The sequence below is a fragment of the Corynebacterium sp. KPL2838 genome, from assembly GCF_040225455.1.
GTDB lineage: Bacteria > Actinomycetota > Actinomycetes > Mycobacteriales > Mycobacteriaceae > Corynebacterium > Corynebacterium rhinophilum.
Genome location: NZ_JBEHFT010000017.1, coordinates 18212 through 35247, shown reverse-complemented (window position 1 = coordinate 35247; position 17036 = coordinate 18212). Strand labels below are relative to the sequence as shown.

At 58.5% G+C, this 17036-nt stretch carries 17 protein-coding genes and 1 pseudogene; 6 read left to right on the top strand and 12 right to left on the bottom strand.

What is annotated here, in order from left to right:
* Positions 1–14: 14 nt before the first annotated feature.
* On the bottom strand, positions 15–2084 hold the full coding sequence (gene ligA / locus ABRP98_RS07255) for an NAD-dependent DNA ligase LigA (RefSeq protein ID WP_410763635.1): 2070 nt from the start codon (positions 2082–2084) through the stop codon (positions 15–17).
* 45 nt (positions 2085–2129) lie between these two features.
* Here ligA and ABRP98_RS07250 point away from each other — a divergent pair, with 45 nt between their 5' ends.
* The 4 genes from ABRP98_RS07250 to ABRP98_RS07235 are packed head-to-tail and all read left to right on the top strand — an operon-like array spanning position 2130 to position 4644.
* Positions 2130–2801, top strand: a complete 672-nt coding sequence (locus ABRP98_RS07250) for a 3'-5' exonuclease (protein ID WP_349858348.1) — start codon at positions 2130–2132, stop codon at positions 2799–2801.
* A 47-nt stretch (positions 2802–2848) separates the two neighbouring features.
* Positions 2849–3346: an ArsR/SmtB family transcription factor gene (locus tag ABRP98_RS07245; protein ID WP_349858346.1), complete on the top strand. Its 498-nt coding sequence runs from the start codon at positions 2849–2851 to the stop codon at positions 3344–3346.
* Positions 3346–4344: a serine hydrolase domain-containing protein gene (locus ABRP98_RS07240; protein ID WP_349858345.1), complete on the top strand. Its 999-nt coding sequence runs from the start codon at positions 3346–3348 to the stop codon at positions 4342–4344. The genes ABRP98_RS07245 and ABRP98_RS07240 overlap by 1 nt, the downstream gene beginning before the upstream one ends.
* Before the next feature lie 9 nt (positions 4345–4353).
* On the top strand, positions 4354–4644 hold the full coding sequence (locus ABRP98_RS07235; RefSeq protein WP_349858344.1) for a hypothetical protein: 291 nt from the start codon (positions 4354–4356) through the stop codon (positions 4642–4644).
* Here ABRP98_RS07235 and ABRP98_RS07230 read toward each other — a convergent pair.
* Both ABRP98_RS07230 and mnmA read right to left on the bottom strand, forming a co-directional pair.
* Positions 4641–5558, bottom strand: coding sequence for a uroporphyrinogen decarboxylase/cobalamine-independent methonine synthase family protein (locus ABRP98_RS07230; RefSeq protein ID WP_349858343.1), 918 nt, complete (start codon positions 5556–5558; stop codon positions 4641–4643). The genes ABRP98_RS07235 and ABRP98_RS07230 overlap by 4 nt on opposite strands.
* Entirely contained in the window at positions 5559–6644 is a 1086-nt protein-coding gene (mnmA, locus tag ABRP98_RS07225; protein WP_284643707.1) for a tRNA 2-thiouridine(34) synthase MnmA, read from the bottom strand.
* 96 nt (positions 6645–6740) lie between these two features.
* On the opposite strand from mnmA, the gene ABRP98_RS07220 reads away from it, so the two are divergent.
* Positions 6741–7577 carry a spermidine synthase gene (locus ABRP98_RS07220; RefSeq protein WP_349858342.1) on the top strand — a complete coding sequence of 279 codons (837 nt, stop codon included), beginning with the start codon at positions 6741–6743 and terminating at the stop codon, positions 7575–7577.
* Here the strand turns inward: ABRP98_RS07220 and ABRP98_RS07215 are convergent.
* Positions 7558–8721, bottom strand: coding sequence for a glycoside hydrolase family 25 protein (locus ABRP98_RS07215; RefSeq protein WP_349858341.1), 1164 nt, complete (start codon positions 8719–8721; stop codon positions 7558–7560). The genes ABRP98_RS07220 and ABRP98_RS07215 overlap by 20 nt on opposite strands.
* A gap of 205 nt (positions 8722–8926) precedes the next feature.
* Here ABRP98_RS07215 and ABRP98_RS07210 point away from each other — a divergent pair, with 205 nt between their 5' ends.
* Complete coding sequence (locus tag ABRP98_RS07210; RefSeq protein WP_349858340.1) at positions 8927–10105, top strand: HNH endonuclease signature motif containing protein; 1179 nt, start codon at positions 8927–8929, stop codon at positions 10103–10105.
* On the opposite strand, the gene ABRP98_RS07205 is transcribed toward ABRP98_RS07210, so the two are convergent.
* From ABRP98_RS07205 to ABRP98_RS07170, 8 genes and pseudogenes are all read right to left on the bottom strand, one after another.
* Positions 10102–11217, bottom strand: a complete 1116-nt coding sequence (locus ABRP98_RS07205) for a cysteine desulfurase family protein (RefSeq protein ID WP_349858338.1) — start codon at positions 11215–11217, stop codon at positions 10102–10104. The two genes, ABRP98_RS07210 and ABRP98_RS07205, sit on opposite strands and share 4 nt — an antisense overlap.
* Positions 11217–12158 carry an electron transfer flavoprotein subunit alpha/FixB family protein gene (locus ABRP98_RS07200; protein WP_349858335.1) on the bottom strand — a complete coding sequence of 314 codons (942 nt, stop codon included), beginning with the start codon at positions 12156–12158 and terminating at the stop codon, positions 11217–11219. Before ABRP98_RS07200 ends, ABRP98_RS07205 begins: the two co-directional genes overlap by 1 nt.
* Before the next feature lie 8 nt (positions 12159–12166).
* Positions 12167–12949 (bottom strand): electron transfer flavoprotein subunit beta/FixA family protein, encoded by a 783-nt coding sequence (locus ABRP98_RS07195; protein WP_284782573.1) that lies wholly within the window; start codon positions 12947–12949, stop codon positions 12167–12169.
* A 26-nt stretch (positions 12950–12975) separates the two neighbouring features.
* Positions 12976–14109: a THUMP-like domain-containing protein gene (locus ABRP98_RS07190; protein WP_349858332.1), complete on the bottom strand. Its 1134-nt coding sequence runs from the start codon at positions 14107–14109 to the stop codon at positions 12976–12978.
* Positions 14106–14933, bottom strand: coding sequence for an NUDIX hydrolase (locus tag ABRP98_RS07185; protein WP_284853524.1), 828 nt, complete (start codon positions 14931–14933; stop codon positions 14106–14108). The genes ABRP98_RS07190 and ABRP98_RS07185 overlap by 4 nt, the downstream gene beginning before the upstream one ends.
* Positions 14933–15751, bottom strand: coding sequence for an ABC transporter ATP-binding protein (locus ABRP98_RS07180; RefSeq protein WP_349858330.1), 819 nt, complete (start codon positions 15749–15751; stop codon positions 14933–14935). The genes ABRP98_RS07185 and ABRP98_RS07180 overlap by 1 nt, the downstream gene beginning before the upstream one ends.
* Before the next feature lie 50 nt (positions 15752–15801).
* A pseudogene (locus ABRP98_RS07175) lies at positions 15802–16728 on the bottom strand (tetratricopeptide repeat protein).
* Positions 16728–17036, bottom strand: a complete 309-nt coding sequence (locus tag ABRP98_RS07170) for a thiamine-binding protein (protein ID WP_349858327.1) — start codon at positions 17034–17036, stop codon at positions 16728–16730. Before ABRP98_RS07170 ends, ABRP98_RS07175 begins: the two are co-directional and overlap by 1 nt.

The following is a 17036-nucleotide window of genomic DNA, read 5'->3' as shown; positions in this document are numbered from 1 at the left end:
CCAGCCCGGCGCGGCTACACCTCCCCGGTGTTTAAGAGCGTGTGGAACTGCTCTTCGTTCAAGATAGGCACCCCGAGATCGCGGGCCTTATCCTCCTTGGAGCCGGCATTCGCCCCAGCGACAAGGTAGGAAGTTTTCTTCGATACGGAACCGGTTGCCTTTCCGCCGCGGCTGATGATGGCTTCCTTGGCGGAATCGCGCGTGAAGTCTTCGAGGCTGCCGGTGACAACGATGGTTAGCCCCTCTAGGGTCTGTTCCTTCCTGTCCTCGGCGGCTACCTCCATGGCTAGGCCGGCTTCTGCCCATTTCTCGACGATGGTGCGGTGCCAGTCCACCTCGAACCAGGCGTGGAAGGACTCAGCAATGACTGCACCCACACCGTCTACCTCTGCAAGGTCCTCGGTCTTAGCGGCACGCAGCTTCTTCATGGAGCCGTAGCGCGCTACCAAGGCGCGGGCGGCAATGGGCCCGACGTGGCGAATGGACAGCGAGACCAGCACCCGCCAGAAGTCGCGGTCTTTAACCTCTTCTAAGTTCTGGAGCAGGTTCTTGCCCGCGGTATTGACCTTGGCGTTGCCCTCTTTTTTGCTGCGCTTATCCTTCGTATCGCGCTTGGCCGTATAGACATCGGAAGCAAGCAGCTTTTCTTCCGTTAGCTCAAAGAGCTCGGATTCATCGGTAAGGATGCCGTTCTCAATGAGGTCCATGGCCCCCTTCTCTCCCAGTGCCTCGATATCGAGGCCCTTGCGGGAGGCGAGGTATTCCAGGCGCGCGGAGAGCTGGGCTGGGCAGGATTGAGTATTGGGGCATCGCCAGTCAGCATCGCCATCTTTTTGTGGGGCGAGCGTCGTGCCGCAGGCTGGGCACTGCGTGGGGAAGCTCCATTCATATTCGCTGCCATCGCGCTGTTCGCGCACGGGGCCTAGTACCTCTGGAATGATTTCGCCGGCCTTGCGAATAATAATGGTATCTCCGATGAGCACGCCCTTGCGCTTGACCTCAGACTGGTTGTGCAGGGTGGCCATGGATACCGTGGAGCCGGAGACAAAGACCGGTTCCATGATGGCAAAGGGGGTAACGCGCCCCGTACGCCCGACACCAACCTCGATGTTTTTCAGCTTCGTCGTGACCTCTTCCGGCGGGTACTTATAGGCAATGGCCCAGCGCGGTGCGCGGGAGGTCGCCCCGAGCTGGCGCTGTGAGCCCAAATCGTCGACCTTGACCACGAGCCCATCCATTTCAAAAATCGCATCGTGGCGGTGTTCGGCCCAATAAGATACTTCCTCTTGTACTTCTGCGGCGGAGTGCACCTGCTTGGTATAGGGAGATACGGGCAGCCCCCATGCGGCGATCGCCTTATAGGCATCGTGCTGGGAGGAGGGGGAAAATCCCTCGCGCGCGCCTAGGCCATGGCAAACCATGCGCAGTCGGCGCTTTTTCACCTCGGCGGGATCCTTCATGCGCAGTCCGCCGGCCGCAGCGTTGCGGGGATTGGCAAACCGCGCCTTGCCGTCCGCCGCGCGCTCCTCATTGATTTCTTCGAAATCCTCGGGGCGCATATAGACCTCACCGCGGATTTCAATGAGTTCCGGGGCTGGGTACTCTTCGGTGCCCGTAAGCTCGTGCGGGATATCAGAAATTACCCGCGCATTGGCGGTAATCTCCTCGCCCACGGTGCCATCACCACGGGTGGCAGCGGTATCCAAACGCCCATTGCGGTAAACCAAGTCGATAGAGAGGCCATCGATCTTCAGCTCCGTTAGGTAGGTCTTGGCGGGCGTCCTATCCAACCAGTCCTGCATCTCACCGGCGCTAAAGACATTGTCTAGGCTCATCATGCGCTCGAGGTGCTCAATATCCTCACCGGCGTTCGGCGCGGCGCCTACCTGCTGGGTAGGCGAATCCGGAACCGCCAGCTCCGGGTGCTGCTTTTCTAGGTCCACCAGGCGCTGGAAAAGCGCATCAAAGTCGGCATCGGGAATCGCGGGTTCACCGTTGTAATACAGGTTGCGGTGGCGGCGCACTTCCTGCGCCAAGTCGTTCCATTCACGTTGCACATCAGCTGGATTAGTCACGGTATCCAAGTCTAGCGATCCCCCATGTCTGGGCTAGCTACTAAGGTATGGACCATGAACTTCGACGCCTCCCGCATGCTCGCCTTCGACCTTGAAACCACCTCCGCCAACCCCAAAGACGCTCGTATCGTTACCTCAGCCCTAGTCCGAATTGACGGACGCGATGTCCAGAAGGTAGAGCACCTTGCGGATCCCGGCGTCGAGATCCCCCAAGCCGCAACAGACGTGCATGGAATCACAACGGAAAAGGCTCAGGCAGAAGGCCGCCCGCACGAGGAGGTCCTCAAAGACACGGTTGATGCCATCAAAGCAGCGTGGGACGACGGCCTGACGCTCATTGTGTATAACGCGGCCTTTGACCTTACCGTCCTGCGCAGCCTTACCGGCGATTTCACAGTCACCGGCCCCGTCTTTGATCCGTACGTCATTGACCGCGTGAGCGATAAATGGCGCAAGGGCAAGCGCACCCTTGGCGCGGTGTGTGAGCACTACGGCGTGGATTTGGGCAATGCGCATGAGGCCACTGCCGATGCCCTCGCTGCCGCCCGCGTGGCCTGGAAGCAGGTACGCCAGCACTACCCGAACCTCGCGCAGATGGACGAAAACGAGCTCATGGAATTCCAAGCGGTCAAGTGGTACGAGGATCGCATCGCGTTTAAGAAGTATCTGGAAGGCAAGGGTCGCGATGCCTCGGATGTCTCCACCGCATGGCCCATGATTTCCTAGTCTCCCCACCCCTTGCCATATTTCTAAAATTTTGGAATTCTAGAAATATGGATTCCTTAGAATCGCGCATTTCCGATCTCGAGGCTCGCGTCACAAAACTCGAAAACCCCGCCCCTGACCCCATCGAATCATCCGCAGACGAGTCCACCATGTGGCTTGCGGATGCGCGTGAACCTTCTGCCCTGCTTCCTGAGGGGTCCGTCATTTTTGGCGGCAACATCACCACCGGCCTAGGCTCCTATGTCTACCAATGGCAGCGCCCAACAGACACAGTGACCGGTGGAGACTGGTCCGATAATCTCGAGCGCCTCGCCGCATTGGCGCACCCCGTGCGCGGTGAAATCCTGCGCCGCCTCCTCAGCTCACCAGCCACTGCCACAGAACTTATGGAAGAGGAAATCGTCACCTCCACTGGTACTGCGTACCACCACCTCAGTGCGCTTACTAATGGTGGCTGGACCACCAAGACAAACGGGGAATACTCAATCCGAGCGGCCCGCGTCATCCCCCTGCTCACAATCATTACCGCAAGCGAGGATCACTAATGCGAAAGCAAAAAATGGCGCTAGCCATCACCGTCACCATCATGACAGCGGTCCTCTTACTCATGATTGGGCCGCGGCGGATCGCTGTGGCCACCACGGAAACAGGCGACGCCACTCTGTCCGCCACACTGCGCAAACACACCGAACCGGGTTTCAATAATCTCACCGCCTTCACGCTGCACGAAGGGAAAGCCACCTTCGCGGGACTTGGCGCGGATGAACACACCGAGGTAGAAATCGGTTCGGTAACCAAGATGTTCACCGCAGAATTAGCTCATCAGCTTGTGGAAGAAGGAAAGATAAGCCTTGATACTACCGTGGGCGATGTACTGGATGTTGGCCAAGCACCCATTTCCGAGGTCACGGTACAAGAGTTGCTCAACCACACCTCCGGATTACCCCGGCTAGCACAAGGGAATATTTTCGCTGATGCAATCACGGCGGTCACTGGTGCTAATCCCTACGCAGGTGAGACCACCCAAGATATCCTCGATGCCGCCACCGAAGCGGATCTTAAAGATCGTGGAACAGAGACTTATTCCAATATGGGGTATGGACTACTCGGCCACCTCCTGGAAACGGCAGCAGATACATCCTATGAAGACCTGCTTCAGGAGAGAATCTTTCAACCTGCCGGAATGACAGAGACCTACCTCATGACCCCAGGGGCGGTCCCCGATGATGCCCCACGGGGCCTTACTGCCACCGGCCGGGAGGCCGATCCATGGGAGATGGAAGGCAGCAATGCCGCAGCGGGCGCAATACGATCGACTGCACATGACATGGCAGCTTTCGCTGAGTGGATTATGGATAACGGCGATATGGCCTATGGCTGGCAAAAAAGCGAAGACAACCAAAGCTTCTGGCACGACGGCGGAACGGGTGGCTACTCCACAATGCTCATCATAGATCCGGAAAATAAGCGCGCAGCCTTCGCCAATAATGACACTCCGATGTGGACTAGTGCCCTCGCCCAAGCGCTATTCGATGACATTTAAGGAATTCCAATGATTACCACCCTAGTCCTTGCCGCCATCACCGCATCCGAAGTGTGGGGCACATGGAAAGCGCTCAAAAAACCATCTTCCCCGGGGATGCTTATCGCGTCAGCGATTATCAGCATCGTCATAATCGCCTTCATTGGTAACGCAGTTCCGTGGTACAGGGAAGTCAACTACGGATGGTGGTACGCTCTCGTAACCGCTTGTTCCCTACACATGGGCGCCGTCGCCTGGCGTATTTACACAGACCGCAGTGAAAAGTCTCCGAAGACAGATAGCCTCGTGCGCGCCGCTTAAAGGTCGCCCGCATCGCGGGTGAGGATCGCGGCAGTCTCGGTTACAGAGCGCAAGGTGCTTGCCGATGCCCGAGCCGGAAACACATCAAAGTGATCCACGAGCAACTCACGCGGCATGCCAATGCGGTCCAGGTGGCGGGCAAGTGAAATCGCCTCGGCCCGCGCGTCTTTGCCGGAAAGTGCGACACCGACCCGGCGGCCTTCGGACAGGTGCTCACCCATCCCATCGAAATGCTCCGGGGTAGAAAGGCGGTCGCGGTAGTGCGCATCAACGAGGAATGTTTTCGCGGCCCCAGCCACCGACCACAGCGGCGGACGATAAAGATAATCCGCCTCAAAGCGCAGGAGGGTCTCGAGTGCCACCTCGTCAGGGACGGCGGGTATCGAATCAAAGTCGGTGGTTCCTGGAATGCGGCCAGCGATGACATCGGCAAGCAGCGGCTCATCCAGTTGCACCACGACCTCGCCGTGGAAGCGGCGTGCGACGTCAGTAGCGTGGGCGCGGATGCCGTGCAGCAGGGCATCGGAAAGCTCTGCAAAGGCACCGGAATCGGTGAGGACGCGGTGTCCATCGGCAAGCTCAATGCTGGCCGCCAGCGACCACGGGCCGAGCGCCTGCACCTTGATGCGAGGCACGGTCTCTCCCCACACCTGCTGCACCTCATCGAGATCGCGCTCGAGGCGGTCCCACGCGCGGCGAGTAAGCAGCTGGGGACGGGCCGTCATGCGCCACGAACGGGGGCCGCGATCGATGGTGATGGCCTCGAGCATGCTTGCGGTACGCCCCACCGAATCGGAGCCCAGCCCGCGTTCCGGTAGCTGCGGGATGGCGGGAAGCTCGGTCTCGCCCATAATGATGTCCGCTGCCTCCGCCATAGAGGTGCCGGGCATGGGCCCGAGTGCGAATCCGGTCATTTACACGGTCTCGCAGATGGTGCCGGAACCGATGACGATATCGCCCAAGTCATCTGGGGAAGGCAAGTACAGCACCGCAGCCTGTCCGCGGGCAACGCCAGACAGTGGCTCCTTGAGCTCCAATCGCATCGAATCAGCGGCGCGGTCCACGTGGGCAATGCACGGCACTACGGAACCGTGCGCACGAACCTGCACCTCGCACTCAAAGTCGCCGTCCATGCCAGGGTGCAGATACTTCAAGCGGTCAGCCCGGATGGCGGTAACCGCCAAGTCCTCGCGCGCGCCGACGGTCACCGTACCCGTTGCAGCATCGATATCGGTGACGTAGCGCGGGCGGCCATCGGCAGCCGGGGCCTTGATGTCCAGGCCCTTGCGCTGACCGATGGTGTAGTTCCACGCACCATCATGTTCCTTAAGCTCCGTTCCCTCTTGGTCGACGATCATGCCGGGGCGAAGGCCGATCCGCGATCCAAGGAACTGCTGGGTATTTCCGTCTGGAATGAAGCAGATGTCATAAGAATCCGGCTTCTTCGCGGTGGAAAAACCGTGCGCCGCAGCCTCTTCGCGGATTTGCGGCTTGGGGGTATCACCGATAGGGAAAAAGCAGTGCTCCAGCTCCTCGGCGGAAATGACGCCGAGCACATAAGACTGGTCTTTATTCTCATCCTTGGAGCGGCGCATATAACCGTCATCATCAAGGGTGGCGTAGTGGCCGGTCGCAACGGCATCAAAGCCTAGGGCCATGCCCTTTTGCAGCAGCGCACGGAACTTAATCTTCTCATTGCAGCGCAGGCAGGGATTCGGGGTTTCACCGCGGGCATAGGAATCCACGAAGTCCGTAATGACCTCTTCCTTGAATTCCTCCGAAAAGTCCCAGACATAGAACGGAATGCCCAACTTATCGCAAATGCGGCGGGCATCGGCGGAATCCTCCAACGAACAGCAGCCGCGGGCCTTTTCGCGCGTTTGCTGCGCGTCCTTATGCAGGGCCAGGTGCACGCCGACGACATCGTGGCCAGCCTCCACCGCACGGGCGGCGGCGACAGATGAGTCCACGCCGCCAGACATTGCCACCAATACTCGCATTGCATTCCCCTTTAAATACCTCGACTACAGGCCCGAAAGTGTACTCCCTTGCCCCAACGCAGCTTAAATCGATTCCATTCCCTAAGCTTGAATCCCATGGGTAGAAAGCGAGCTGCGAACAGGTCAGGCATCACCGGGACCTACGAGATATCCACCGGCACCGCCGAGGTCGTACCGGATGAATTCCGCGACGGAGCTTATATCCTTAACGTCAATGGCGTTCCTAGCAGCCATATCGTGCTGGGCGAGCCGCAGGAACTCGACTTTGAATATATGCGCTGGATCGCAGCGGCGGTAGAACAGCTTAATACGGTCTCCCCTAATAAGCTGCGCGTTACCCACCTCGGCGGGGCCGGCTGCTCACTCCCGCGCTACTTCGCCGACCTTTGGCCGGACAGCCGCCATACGGTAGTCGAGCTTGATGCCAAGCTGGGCGAATTAGTCCGCGAGCTTTTCGATGTCCCCCGTTCTCCCACCGTCAAGATCCGTGCCGGCGATGCCCGAAGGGAAACCGAAGGTTTTCTGCCCGCCAGCCGCGATATCATTATCCGCGATGTCTTCTCTGGGGACACCACGCCGAAAAATCTAACGACGGCGGAGTTTTTCCAAGCGGCCAAATTGTCCCTGTCTGCCGGCGGCCTTTATGTGGCCAACTGCGGCGATCACTCGGACCTCCAATTGGCGAAGAAAGAATTGGCCGGGCTTTCTGAGGTCTTCGATCACCTCGCTGTAATCGCTGACCCGCCCATGCTCAAGGGGCGCCGATATGGAAACATCATCTTGCTGGCTTCAGAGACACAACTGCCAGCTGAGGGCTCGTTACAAGCTGCTCAACTGGCAAAGGCACTCTTAGGCGGGGCCGTTCCCGCACACTTTAAGGATGAAAACTGGACCCGCAAATTCTTTGCGGGAGCTACTTCAGCACGCGATTGAGCAAGTCAGCTACTTGATTGGCATCGAAGTCCGGCACATCAGCACCGGCCTTCTTCGCCGCATCCTTAGCTTCTTCGACCTGATTGCCGGAGACCTCGCCCTTGGCGACGCCGTTGACATGGCCCGCGTTGTCAAGCAGTAGTGCCAAGTCGCCGACGGTGAAATCACCGACCGCCATCTTGCCAAGTTGCTTCAGAGGTAGAGCGTCCTCGTCTTCCAAGGCCTTCACAAAGGCCGCCAAGCCCTCAGCAGCCTGGGCATCGAGGCCGGCGTCTTTGGCGGCATCGGCAAGCTGGGGCATTGCAATGAGGCCAGCCGCAAGGGCGAAGATTGCACCAATCACCGGCGTGCTATCGGAGCTAAGGTCCACACCATCGTCGAGGACGAGGCTATCGAGCGCGCCGCCGATATCGACATAATTGCCGCCGCTAAAAGACTCTAGCTGCTGCTTCGAGCCATTAAAGAGGTTCAAGTCCACATCGGTAGGAATACCAGCGACCTTGCCCGATCCAGAGCGCTGCCAGAAGGACAGGTTCTTCCACCCACCCACTGGATCCGGGGCTTCATCCTGGTATGCCGCCAACCACAGTGGCATATTGGTGAACTTCTGGGAGTTATTCATCTCGCCCATCCAGAAGTACTTGTAGGTATAAATCATTGGGGTGCGGTTGGTCAGGCGCTTGAGCTCGGAGGTAAATTCCTCGATCCAGCTCTCCAACTGGGAGGCCGACTTGCCCTCGGAGACCTCGATATCAAGCACCGGCGGCAACGTCTGATTCGGCGCCAACGCAATCTGCGCCGCAAAGTTAGCCGCCTGCGTCTTCGCATCGCCAGCTGGGCGCGCGTAGTGGTATGCGCCAGTCTTCAGGCCGTGCGCATTGGCTGCTTGGATGTCTTTAACGTAGTGCGGGTTAATCCAGTCCCCGCCCTCGGTGGCCTTAACAAAGGCGAAGGACTGGCCGTCAGATTTCACCTTATTCCAGTCAATAGGCATGCCACCGGGGTGCTGGTGGGCAGCAATATCGATGCCTTTCGGTGCGCTGTTTCCCAATGCTGCCTGCGCGGCAGCGGTCCCGCTCACCGTGACTGCAACTGCAGCGATAACCGCGATGATGCTCTTGCGGAGTGCCCTCATAGTTGTCATGCGCGAAAGTCTAACAATCATTCACACTAACCACATTTGCAACACGCGTACCATGCATGGGAATTTTTCACTCCCCTATCCAGTTTTTCGGAAATGTACCATTTAGAACACATATTTGCTTTTCGGCTTGCGGGAGTCAAACGGATAACTTATGGTAAACCTATGAACATTAGACACTTAGTGCGAAACTCGGGGGATAATCGCCATGGAACCCTACTACCTCATCACTGATCCACACGATGAAATAGCAGTTAGTGCCACGTGTAATAGAAAATCCGACTACCTACTCTGGAAGGAAATTCGACCAGGTTTAGAAGCTGATTTCGATATTGCCTGTCATACGCTGGCAGGTCGCACCGGCTTAAGCGAACGGCGCACGAGGGATATCACCATGGCGCTATACCGCTTAGAGGAATTGCCACGCACAAAACTGCTGCAGGAAACCTACTACTTCCTCGACTTCTCTCGGCTTATCACCATTGATGCGGTCTTAAGCAAACTTGGCAAGGTAGACAGCGGCGTCCTTCAACGCATAGACGCCGAATTGGAAAAATACCTGACTCCCACAAAGCCGGGTCAAAACTTTCCATCAAATGCTGCCCTTCGCCGAAAGCTCGATGGCCTCATCACAATGGAATCACCGGACACAACAGGTGATAAGGAATCCGAGGAAGAAGACGGGCGAAATGACTCCTATTTCATCTACCCCACCGCGGGCGGACGAGCAGGGTTAAACGTAGAGTTCGATGAAGATACACTCATCCTCATTGACGAGGTTGTTCAGCGTACTTCGGAAGGGCACGGGCTCAGTAAGGCCGATGCACTGGCCCAGCTGATCCTCGGAACCATCGAAGATAAATCTCAGGTACACCTTTATATGTACCGCGCCAGCGACGTAAAAGCGGCTCCAGGATTTATCCAGGGCTACGGGTGGATTCACCCAGATACCGCAGACCGCCTGACCCCGACCACCATCCGGGATATGGACCAAGCGGCAACAAGGGTAAGCCCGGCCTACTCCACTCCATCGCTCATCGGTGCCTATGTGGAGGGTCGCGATGGTGCGTGCCGCTGGCCTGGGTGCAACCGCCCGGCCTACAGGTGCCAAAAAGACCACCGGATCGATTTCTCAGAGGGAGGAAAGACGACGGCTGGAAATTTAGCCTCGCTGTGCCAGCACCACCACAACGTAAAGACGGATAAAAGCGCCTTTTACATCATGGATCCGCACAGCGGGGATACCATCTGGCTCTTCCAAGACGGACGGTGGGAATACGATGAGCCGCAGGGTCCGCTAGCGACGAAGAATAGGAACTGGGCACTGACCGTTGCCCAGGCAATCGCCGCCCGGAGGAATGCTGCCAAAGAAAGGGCTGATACTTAAACCGTGCGGGCTCGGGCGACGACCTCTGGTAAATGCGCGAGCACGTAATCCACATCGTCTTCGGAAGTAAGGCGTCCCAGAGTGAACCGGAGGGACCCAATTCCTTCTTCCTCGCTGACACCCATTGCAGAAAGCACATGGGACATGCGGTTGACGCCTGCGCTGCAGGCACTGCCAGTCGATGCCTCAATCTGCAGCGAGTCCAGCAACATGATGAGGCTATCGCCATCGGTGCCGGGGAAAGAAACGTGTAGGTGCGACGGCAAGCATGGCTCGGTGGAATTCACTACAACGTTGTCGATGGATGAGAGGATCCCATCCCGCAGCTTATTCCGAAGTGCAGCGATGCGCTCGCCCTCGGCAGCGCTTTCTGCGATCGACTCCTCCAACGCAGCGGCGAGCGCGGAGGCGCTAGCTACGTCTACCGTGCCAGGGCGAAGTCCGCGTTCTTGCCCGCCGCCGAAGGAAATCGGCTGCAGCGCAGGGGTGCGCTTGGCCAAAAGCACGCCAATACCGCGCGGGCCGCCAAACTTGTGGGCGCTGGCGGCAAGCGTTGTGATGCCCAATTCCGCAAAATTGATGGGCAGCTTGCCCGATACCTGCACCGCATCCACGTGCATGGGAATACCGGATTGTTGCGCGAGGGATGCGAGATCCTCGATGGGCTGAATCGCACCGGTTTCGTTATTGGCCCACATGCAGGTGGCAAGGTCGGCAGGTTCCGCGAAGGCGCCCCCATCGCTGATATGCCCGTTGCGGTCCACAGGGAGCAGATCCACGGTGGCGCCACCCTGGGCAAGCTTGCTCACGGTATCGCGCACCGCTGGGTGCTCAATATCCGTCGAGATGATGCGGTTGGTATTTCCCGCCGCATAAAGCCCCTGGATAGCGATATTATCCGCCTCGGTCCCAGAGGAGGTAAAAATGACCTCGATGGGTTCGCACCCAAGGAGAGAGGCGACTTTCTCGCGGGCATCGTCAAGCACGGAGCGGGCCCTACGGCCAGAGGCGTACTGCGCGCTGGAGTTGAGCGATCCGGAGGCGGCAACCCATGCGTCGATGGCGGATTGGCGCATCGGCTGGGTTGCTGCGTAGTCGAAATAGTGCGGCATTACTGGCGCGCCTTCAATTCCTCGGTCAAAGCTGGGGCGATTTCGTGCAGGTCTCCGACGACGCCGAGATCGGCGATTTGGAAGAACGGTTCATCTTGGTCCTGGTTAATCACCACGATGGTGCCGGAGGTCTGCATGCCCGAGGTGTGCTGAATGGCACCGGAAATGCCCAAACCAATGTAGAGATCCGGCGACACGGTCACGCCTGTCTGGCCCACCTGGTGGGTAGCGTCGTAGAAGCCTTCATCGACGGCGTCGCGGGTGGCACCGACGGCGCCACCGAGGGCATCGGCAAGCGGCTCTACGATCTCGCCGAACTTATCGCCGACGCCGCGGCCGCCGGAAACCACAACCTTGGCTGCGGTGAGCTCGGGACGGGCGGACTTCTCGGCCGGAGTAAAGGAATTAACCTTGACATCCTTATCGGTTGCCGCAGGCAGTGGCATTGGGGCCGCCTTCGTTTCCACCTGCTGGGGCTCCGCCGCAACGGAACCCGGCTGCAGGGTATAAATCGGGCAGCTGCCAGTGGCCTGCGAAGTGGTCTCGTAGGTGCCGCCGAAAATGGTCATGGTTGCAGAACCATCCGCCTCAATGGAATCCACATTGACGAGCGCACCGGAGGCCAAGCGGGCGGACAAGCGGCCCGCAATCTCGTTATTCGTCGGGCTGGCGGCCAGAACGATGGGCGCCGGATTGGCTGCGCCCAGGGCATGCAAAGCATCAACCTCGGGGGTCACCAGGCGCTGGTCATAATCCTCCGTCGTTGCCTGCACCACCTGGGCGGCGCCGAGGGCGGCTAGCTCGGCATCGAAGGCATCTGCCTGCTTGCCGACGACCACCGCAGACACCGTCCCCAATTCGCGTGCGGCGGTAATGAGCTCACCGGTAACGGGGAGAATGCTGTCTGCATCGTGTTCAACAAGTACGTAAACGTGAGACATTTCTACTCCTAAATCAAATTCTTTGCGGCAAGGAAGTCAGCAATCTTCTTCGCAGCATCCTGCGGCTGTGGCTCCGAGATAACCTCGCCGGCCGTGCGCGGTGGGCGCTTGGAAGAAGAAGTGACCGTCGTGGTCGGTGCAATGGCATCAATGCCCAGGTCGGCCACGCTCAAAGTGGTGATCTCTGCCTTCTTAGCTGCCATAAGCCCCTTGAAATTGGGGAAACGCGGTTTATCAGCCTTATCGGTGACGGACACAATCGCAGGAAGGGCGGCCTCGAGCTCCCAGGTTCCGCGGGCGTCTTCGCGGCTGCCTTTTACCGCGCTGCCCGAAAGTTCTACCTGATGTAACTCGGTCAAGGCAGGCAGTTGGCGGTATTCAGCGAGCAATCCAGCCAGCGTTCCGGTCGAGGCATCGGAAGCCTCATTGCCCAAGGTGATCAGTTGGACATCCTCTAGCGTGTTAATCGCTGCGTTCAGGGTCCACGCGGTAGACAGTGCATCGGCGCCGGCCAGTGCATCGTCAGATACGAGGACCGCGTCATCTGCACCCATCGCAAGCGCCTTGCGGAGGGCCTCGTCTGCTTGTGCGGGGCCCATCGTTAAAGCGACAACACGGTAGTTTTCATCCGGATTATCATCGCGCAAGCGTAGCGCCTGTTCCACGGAGTATTCATTAATCTCATCAATGATGTTGTCCACGGAGGTGCGATCCAGGGTGTGGTCATCCTCCAAAGATTTGGTGGACCACGTATCCGGTACATGCTTGACCAGAGCCACAATCGTTGGCATTGGGGGCACTCACCTTTCCGATAGATTTATGTTGCGTAATTCTCTTCGGACGATAATACTCGGGGTTGGCAAAGCAACGCGATACCCTGTGAGCCAATTCGCGTAATGATGACCGCGAATGGCCGCGAGCCCTTCAACTTCATCTGCTTTCTTAGCTGGTCAGGGTCCACGTCTACGCCGCGCACAAGGATTTCTAGGCTGCCTGCATCATAAGATTTTAGTACCGATTTTAGGCGCTTTAGGGGGACCTTTTCTATGAATGGAAATCCCGACATTCCCTGCGGGATGCGATCCCCTGTTAGGTACGCAATCCGCGGATCGATCTGCCACAATCCTTCGCGCGCCGCATAATGCTGCACGAGGCCCGCGCGCACCACTGCCCCATCGGGGTCAATGAGATACGTACCGATCTCGCCCGCCTCTGGCAGGTTGTGCTCTTCATCCGTGAGGACGTCAACTGACTCGCCCTGAATCATCACCGCGTGCCTGCCCGTGCCGAGGCCAGGTGTGTAGAGGCACGCCTCCTTAACTGCTCCATTGACGCTGCTTACGGTGACCAATCCGTCCCAGTCACTGAAATCGAGACCGGGTGCGCACTTGATGGCCAGGTGTGCGTCCCTGTGCGCAGCGATTAGGTCCGGCAGCGGTGGCAGCAAATCCTCCGGGCGGGAAATCCGCCGCCCTGCCTTCCTGCGGGCGGGATCGGCGATAATGACATCAGCCGTAGTGGTCGTAGTGAGCGCATCTGCTTGAAAGAACGAGTCAGAATCCAAATTATGCCGGGCCATGGCAATGCGCGAGGCGTCGATATCGGAGCCGAAGTAGTCAAGGCCCGACCCGTAGCCTTCGGTGCCGATGGAACACGTGACATCGTGGACGGTGCGCATCCCTTTCTGCTGCAGGAATTCTGAGCGATAGCGCGCAACAGGCAGCGGGGTGGCTTGCTGGGCAGAATCGGCATCCATAAGCCAGGTCTCAGGCAGCTTTCCGCCCCGCCGGGCAGTAAGTAGCTCCATGGCGCAGCGCGCATAATCGCCGTAGGCCGCTTTCAGCTTTTCCAGATCCTTCAGCTGCGCAGCCTTGCTCAGCTCCAAGTCCCAGCTGGCAAGCTCGGCGTTATGCTCGCTTAAGAAACGGACTTCATCAATGTTAAAGCTCATATTCGCTCTGTAGGGGTGGTCGCGAAATATTCCGCGTATTGCGGATCGTCGCGGAGGTCGCCGATAACGGGGCGAAGGTCGGACGAAGAGGCATCATCAAGCACCTCTTGGACGGTGGAGTATTTGCATAACCGTTGCATTTGCGCCCACGTGGGAACTACGAGACGGACGAGTCCGGCACGCCAGCCCTCCAAGATAAGCTGCGGCGAAAACCACCCAGCATCATCGGCCTCATGCGTGTCCCCGTCCGGTTCTTGCCCGCTAGGTAGCAGGCCGACGAAGAAAAAAGTATCGAACCAATGGTTTTTGCTTTGCCCCACCCACCGGGCCCATGGAAGAAGCATATCGGCATCGACGCGCATCCCGTTATTGCTAAGAAACTCGGTAAAGGAAATGGTGTGGTCTTCTAAGAGCCGGCGCTCGTGGTGATAGCGGCGTGCATTAGAAATAGTGCCGTCATCCCGGATCGCAAACAGGGTACCGGATTCCTCAAAGAGCTCGCGGGCCGCGGCAAAGACCAAGGCGTGGGCCTTGTACTTGGTCACGCCCATCCGCCGCGCCATGGACACGACGGACTTTCCGGCCCACAACTCACCGGAATCCCACGAACGCGGCGGGAAATCGCGCGGGTCTACCCCACCGCCAGGAAATACGGCATGGCCCGGGTAGTTCCGCATGGTGCTTACGCGTTCTTGCACCCAGACCTCGAGCCCTCCGGGGCCATCGCGAAGCAAGAGCACAGTCGCCGCCATGCGCCCACCGTTAAACCCGGTGGTATCGCTGGCGTCGATCGCATCGAGCTGGTCATGAATCTCGTTGGTCATTAAGATGTCCGGCGGGCAAAGTATCGCTGCCCAATGCGATCTACCTGAATGGGCTGGTGGAAGGCCTGGGATAGGTTCTCCGAGGTCAGCACGGAGTTAATGAGCCCCTTCGCTACTACTTCTCCGTCATCCAGAAGCATTGCGTGGGTAAAGCCATACGGGATTTCTTCCACGTGGTGGGTAATCATGACGATTGCTGGGGCGTCCGGATCCATCGCGAGATTGCCCAAGTACCCCACGAGGTCCTCGCGCCCGCCGAGGTCCATGCCGGCAGAAGGCTCATCCAGGATGAGCAGCTCCGGATTGGACATCAAAGCGCGGGCGAGGATGACGCGCTTCTTCTCGCCTTCCGAAAGCGTGGTCCACGTGCGATCCTTCAAGTGGCTGGCACCTACCTGGGCCAAGATGTCATCGGCGCGGGAAAAGTCCATGTCTTGGTACTCTTCGCGCCACCGACCCAAAACCGCATAACCGGCGGAAATAACGAGGTCGTAGACCCGCTCATCCGCGGGAATGCGCGATTGCACGGCGGCAGAGGACAGACCAATCAGTGCGCGCAGGTCACGCATATCGGTCCTGCCAATTTGCTCGCCCATCAAAAAGGCCGTGCCTTTGGAAGGAAATTCCTCCGCGGCCGCCATGCGTACCAGGGAGGTCTTTCCGGCACCATTCGGCCCGATGATGACCCAGCGTTCATCGAGCTCGACCTGCCAGTCCACGGGCCCTACCAAGTTCTTGCCACCGCGGCGAAGCTCCACGCCGCGGAAGTCGATGAGCCAGTCTTGATCAGTTGGGGTTACGTCGTTCACGCCTTCCATTGTGACTGATCTATTCACCGCCCGCAGTAATTGACACAGCTCCGCCGACTTTAATACAGCGCGCTTGCCAGCTTCGTACGCGCTTCAAGAACGCGCGGATCATTGCCGGCAAAAAGGCCGAAGAGCTCGAGCAGGCGTTCCCTGAGCTGCGCCTTCTCATCGCCGGCAGTGACCTTCATGGTCTCAATGAGGCGGTCAAAGGCCTTTTCTGGGGCACCTGCCACCACCTCGGCGTCAGCGGCGCGCATTTGCTTATCGATGTCCCCCTTATCCCCATCTGCAGCAGCAATCGGGTCCTCGGTTTGGTTTGCTGGATCCAACCGCTTGAGAAGCTTGGTGGTGTCTCGGGCCTGCTTAATCTGCGTATTATCCGGTTCCGCTTCCAAGATGGATTCATAAACCTTAATCGCACCATCGAAATCGCCGGAGTTCAGGAAAGATTCTGCCTCCTGCAGGCGAGGGTCGTCCTCTTCTTCCTCTTCCGCTGCGACCGGTGCAGACTCAAGTCCCTTGAGCTGCGGTCCGACGTTTTCTACCAAGCTATCCAGCCACTGCTTGAGAGCATCCTTTGGCTGGGCTCCCTCGAAATTGGTCAGCGGTTGACCGGCGCCAATGGCAACCACGGTAGGTAGGTTCTTCACGCCGAAAGCCTGCGCCACCTGTGGAGTAGCATCCGCATCCACATAGCCTACGAGGAAGCTAAGGTTGCCAGCCGTAGCTAGTTCCTGCAGGTCCTGCTTTAGCTGGTCGGACTGGGTAGAGCGCGGGGTGCCGACAAGGACGACGACCGGCACCTCAGTGGAGCGGCGCACCACCTCGGTCTCAAAATTCGCCTCGGTGACGGTAAAGAATGGCTGGACTCCACTAGCCTGCGCAGCCGCCGGCTGCTCTTGCGCCTGCTGGCGGGCTTCCGCACGGGCCTTGACCTAGCTGAGATCGAGGGCACCACCTACATAAGCATTATTCGCAGAAGTCATTAATCCTCCTTAGCTAAACGCCGATTCACGGCGTCTACTTTATCTGTCAGTTGATTCTTCACGCCTTCGCGGATATCGGCCTTAATCACCAATGAGGTACGCGGCGATACCGCACGCACCGCTTCGGTGGCCTTCTTAATCGTGCCGAAAACCTCGTCCCACTCGCCTTCTAAAAGGGTGAACATGGCGTTGGTTTCATTAGGCAGACCTGATTCCCGCACCACGCGGACCGCCTCCGCCACGGCATCGGCCATCTCGCCGGAGTCATCATCCACCACTGCGGGTGCTACTGAAAATGCAACAATCAT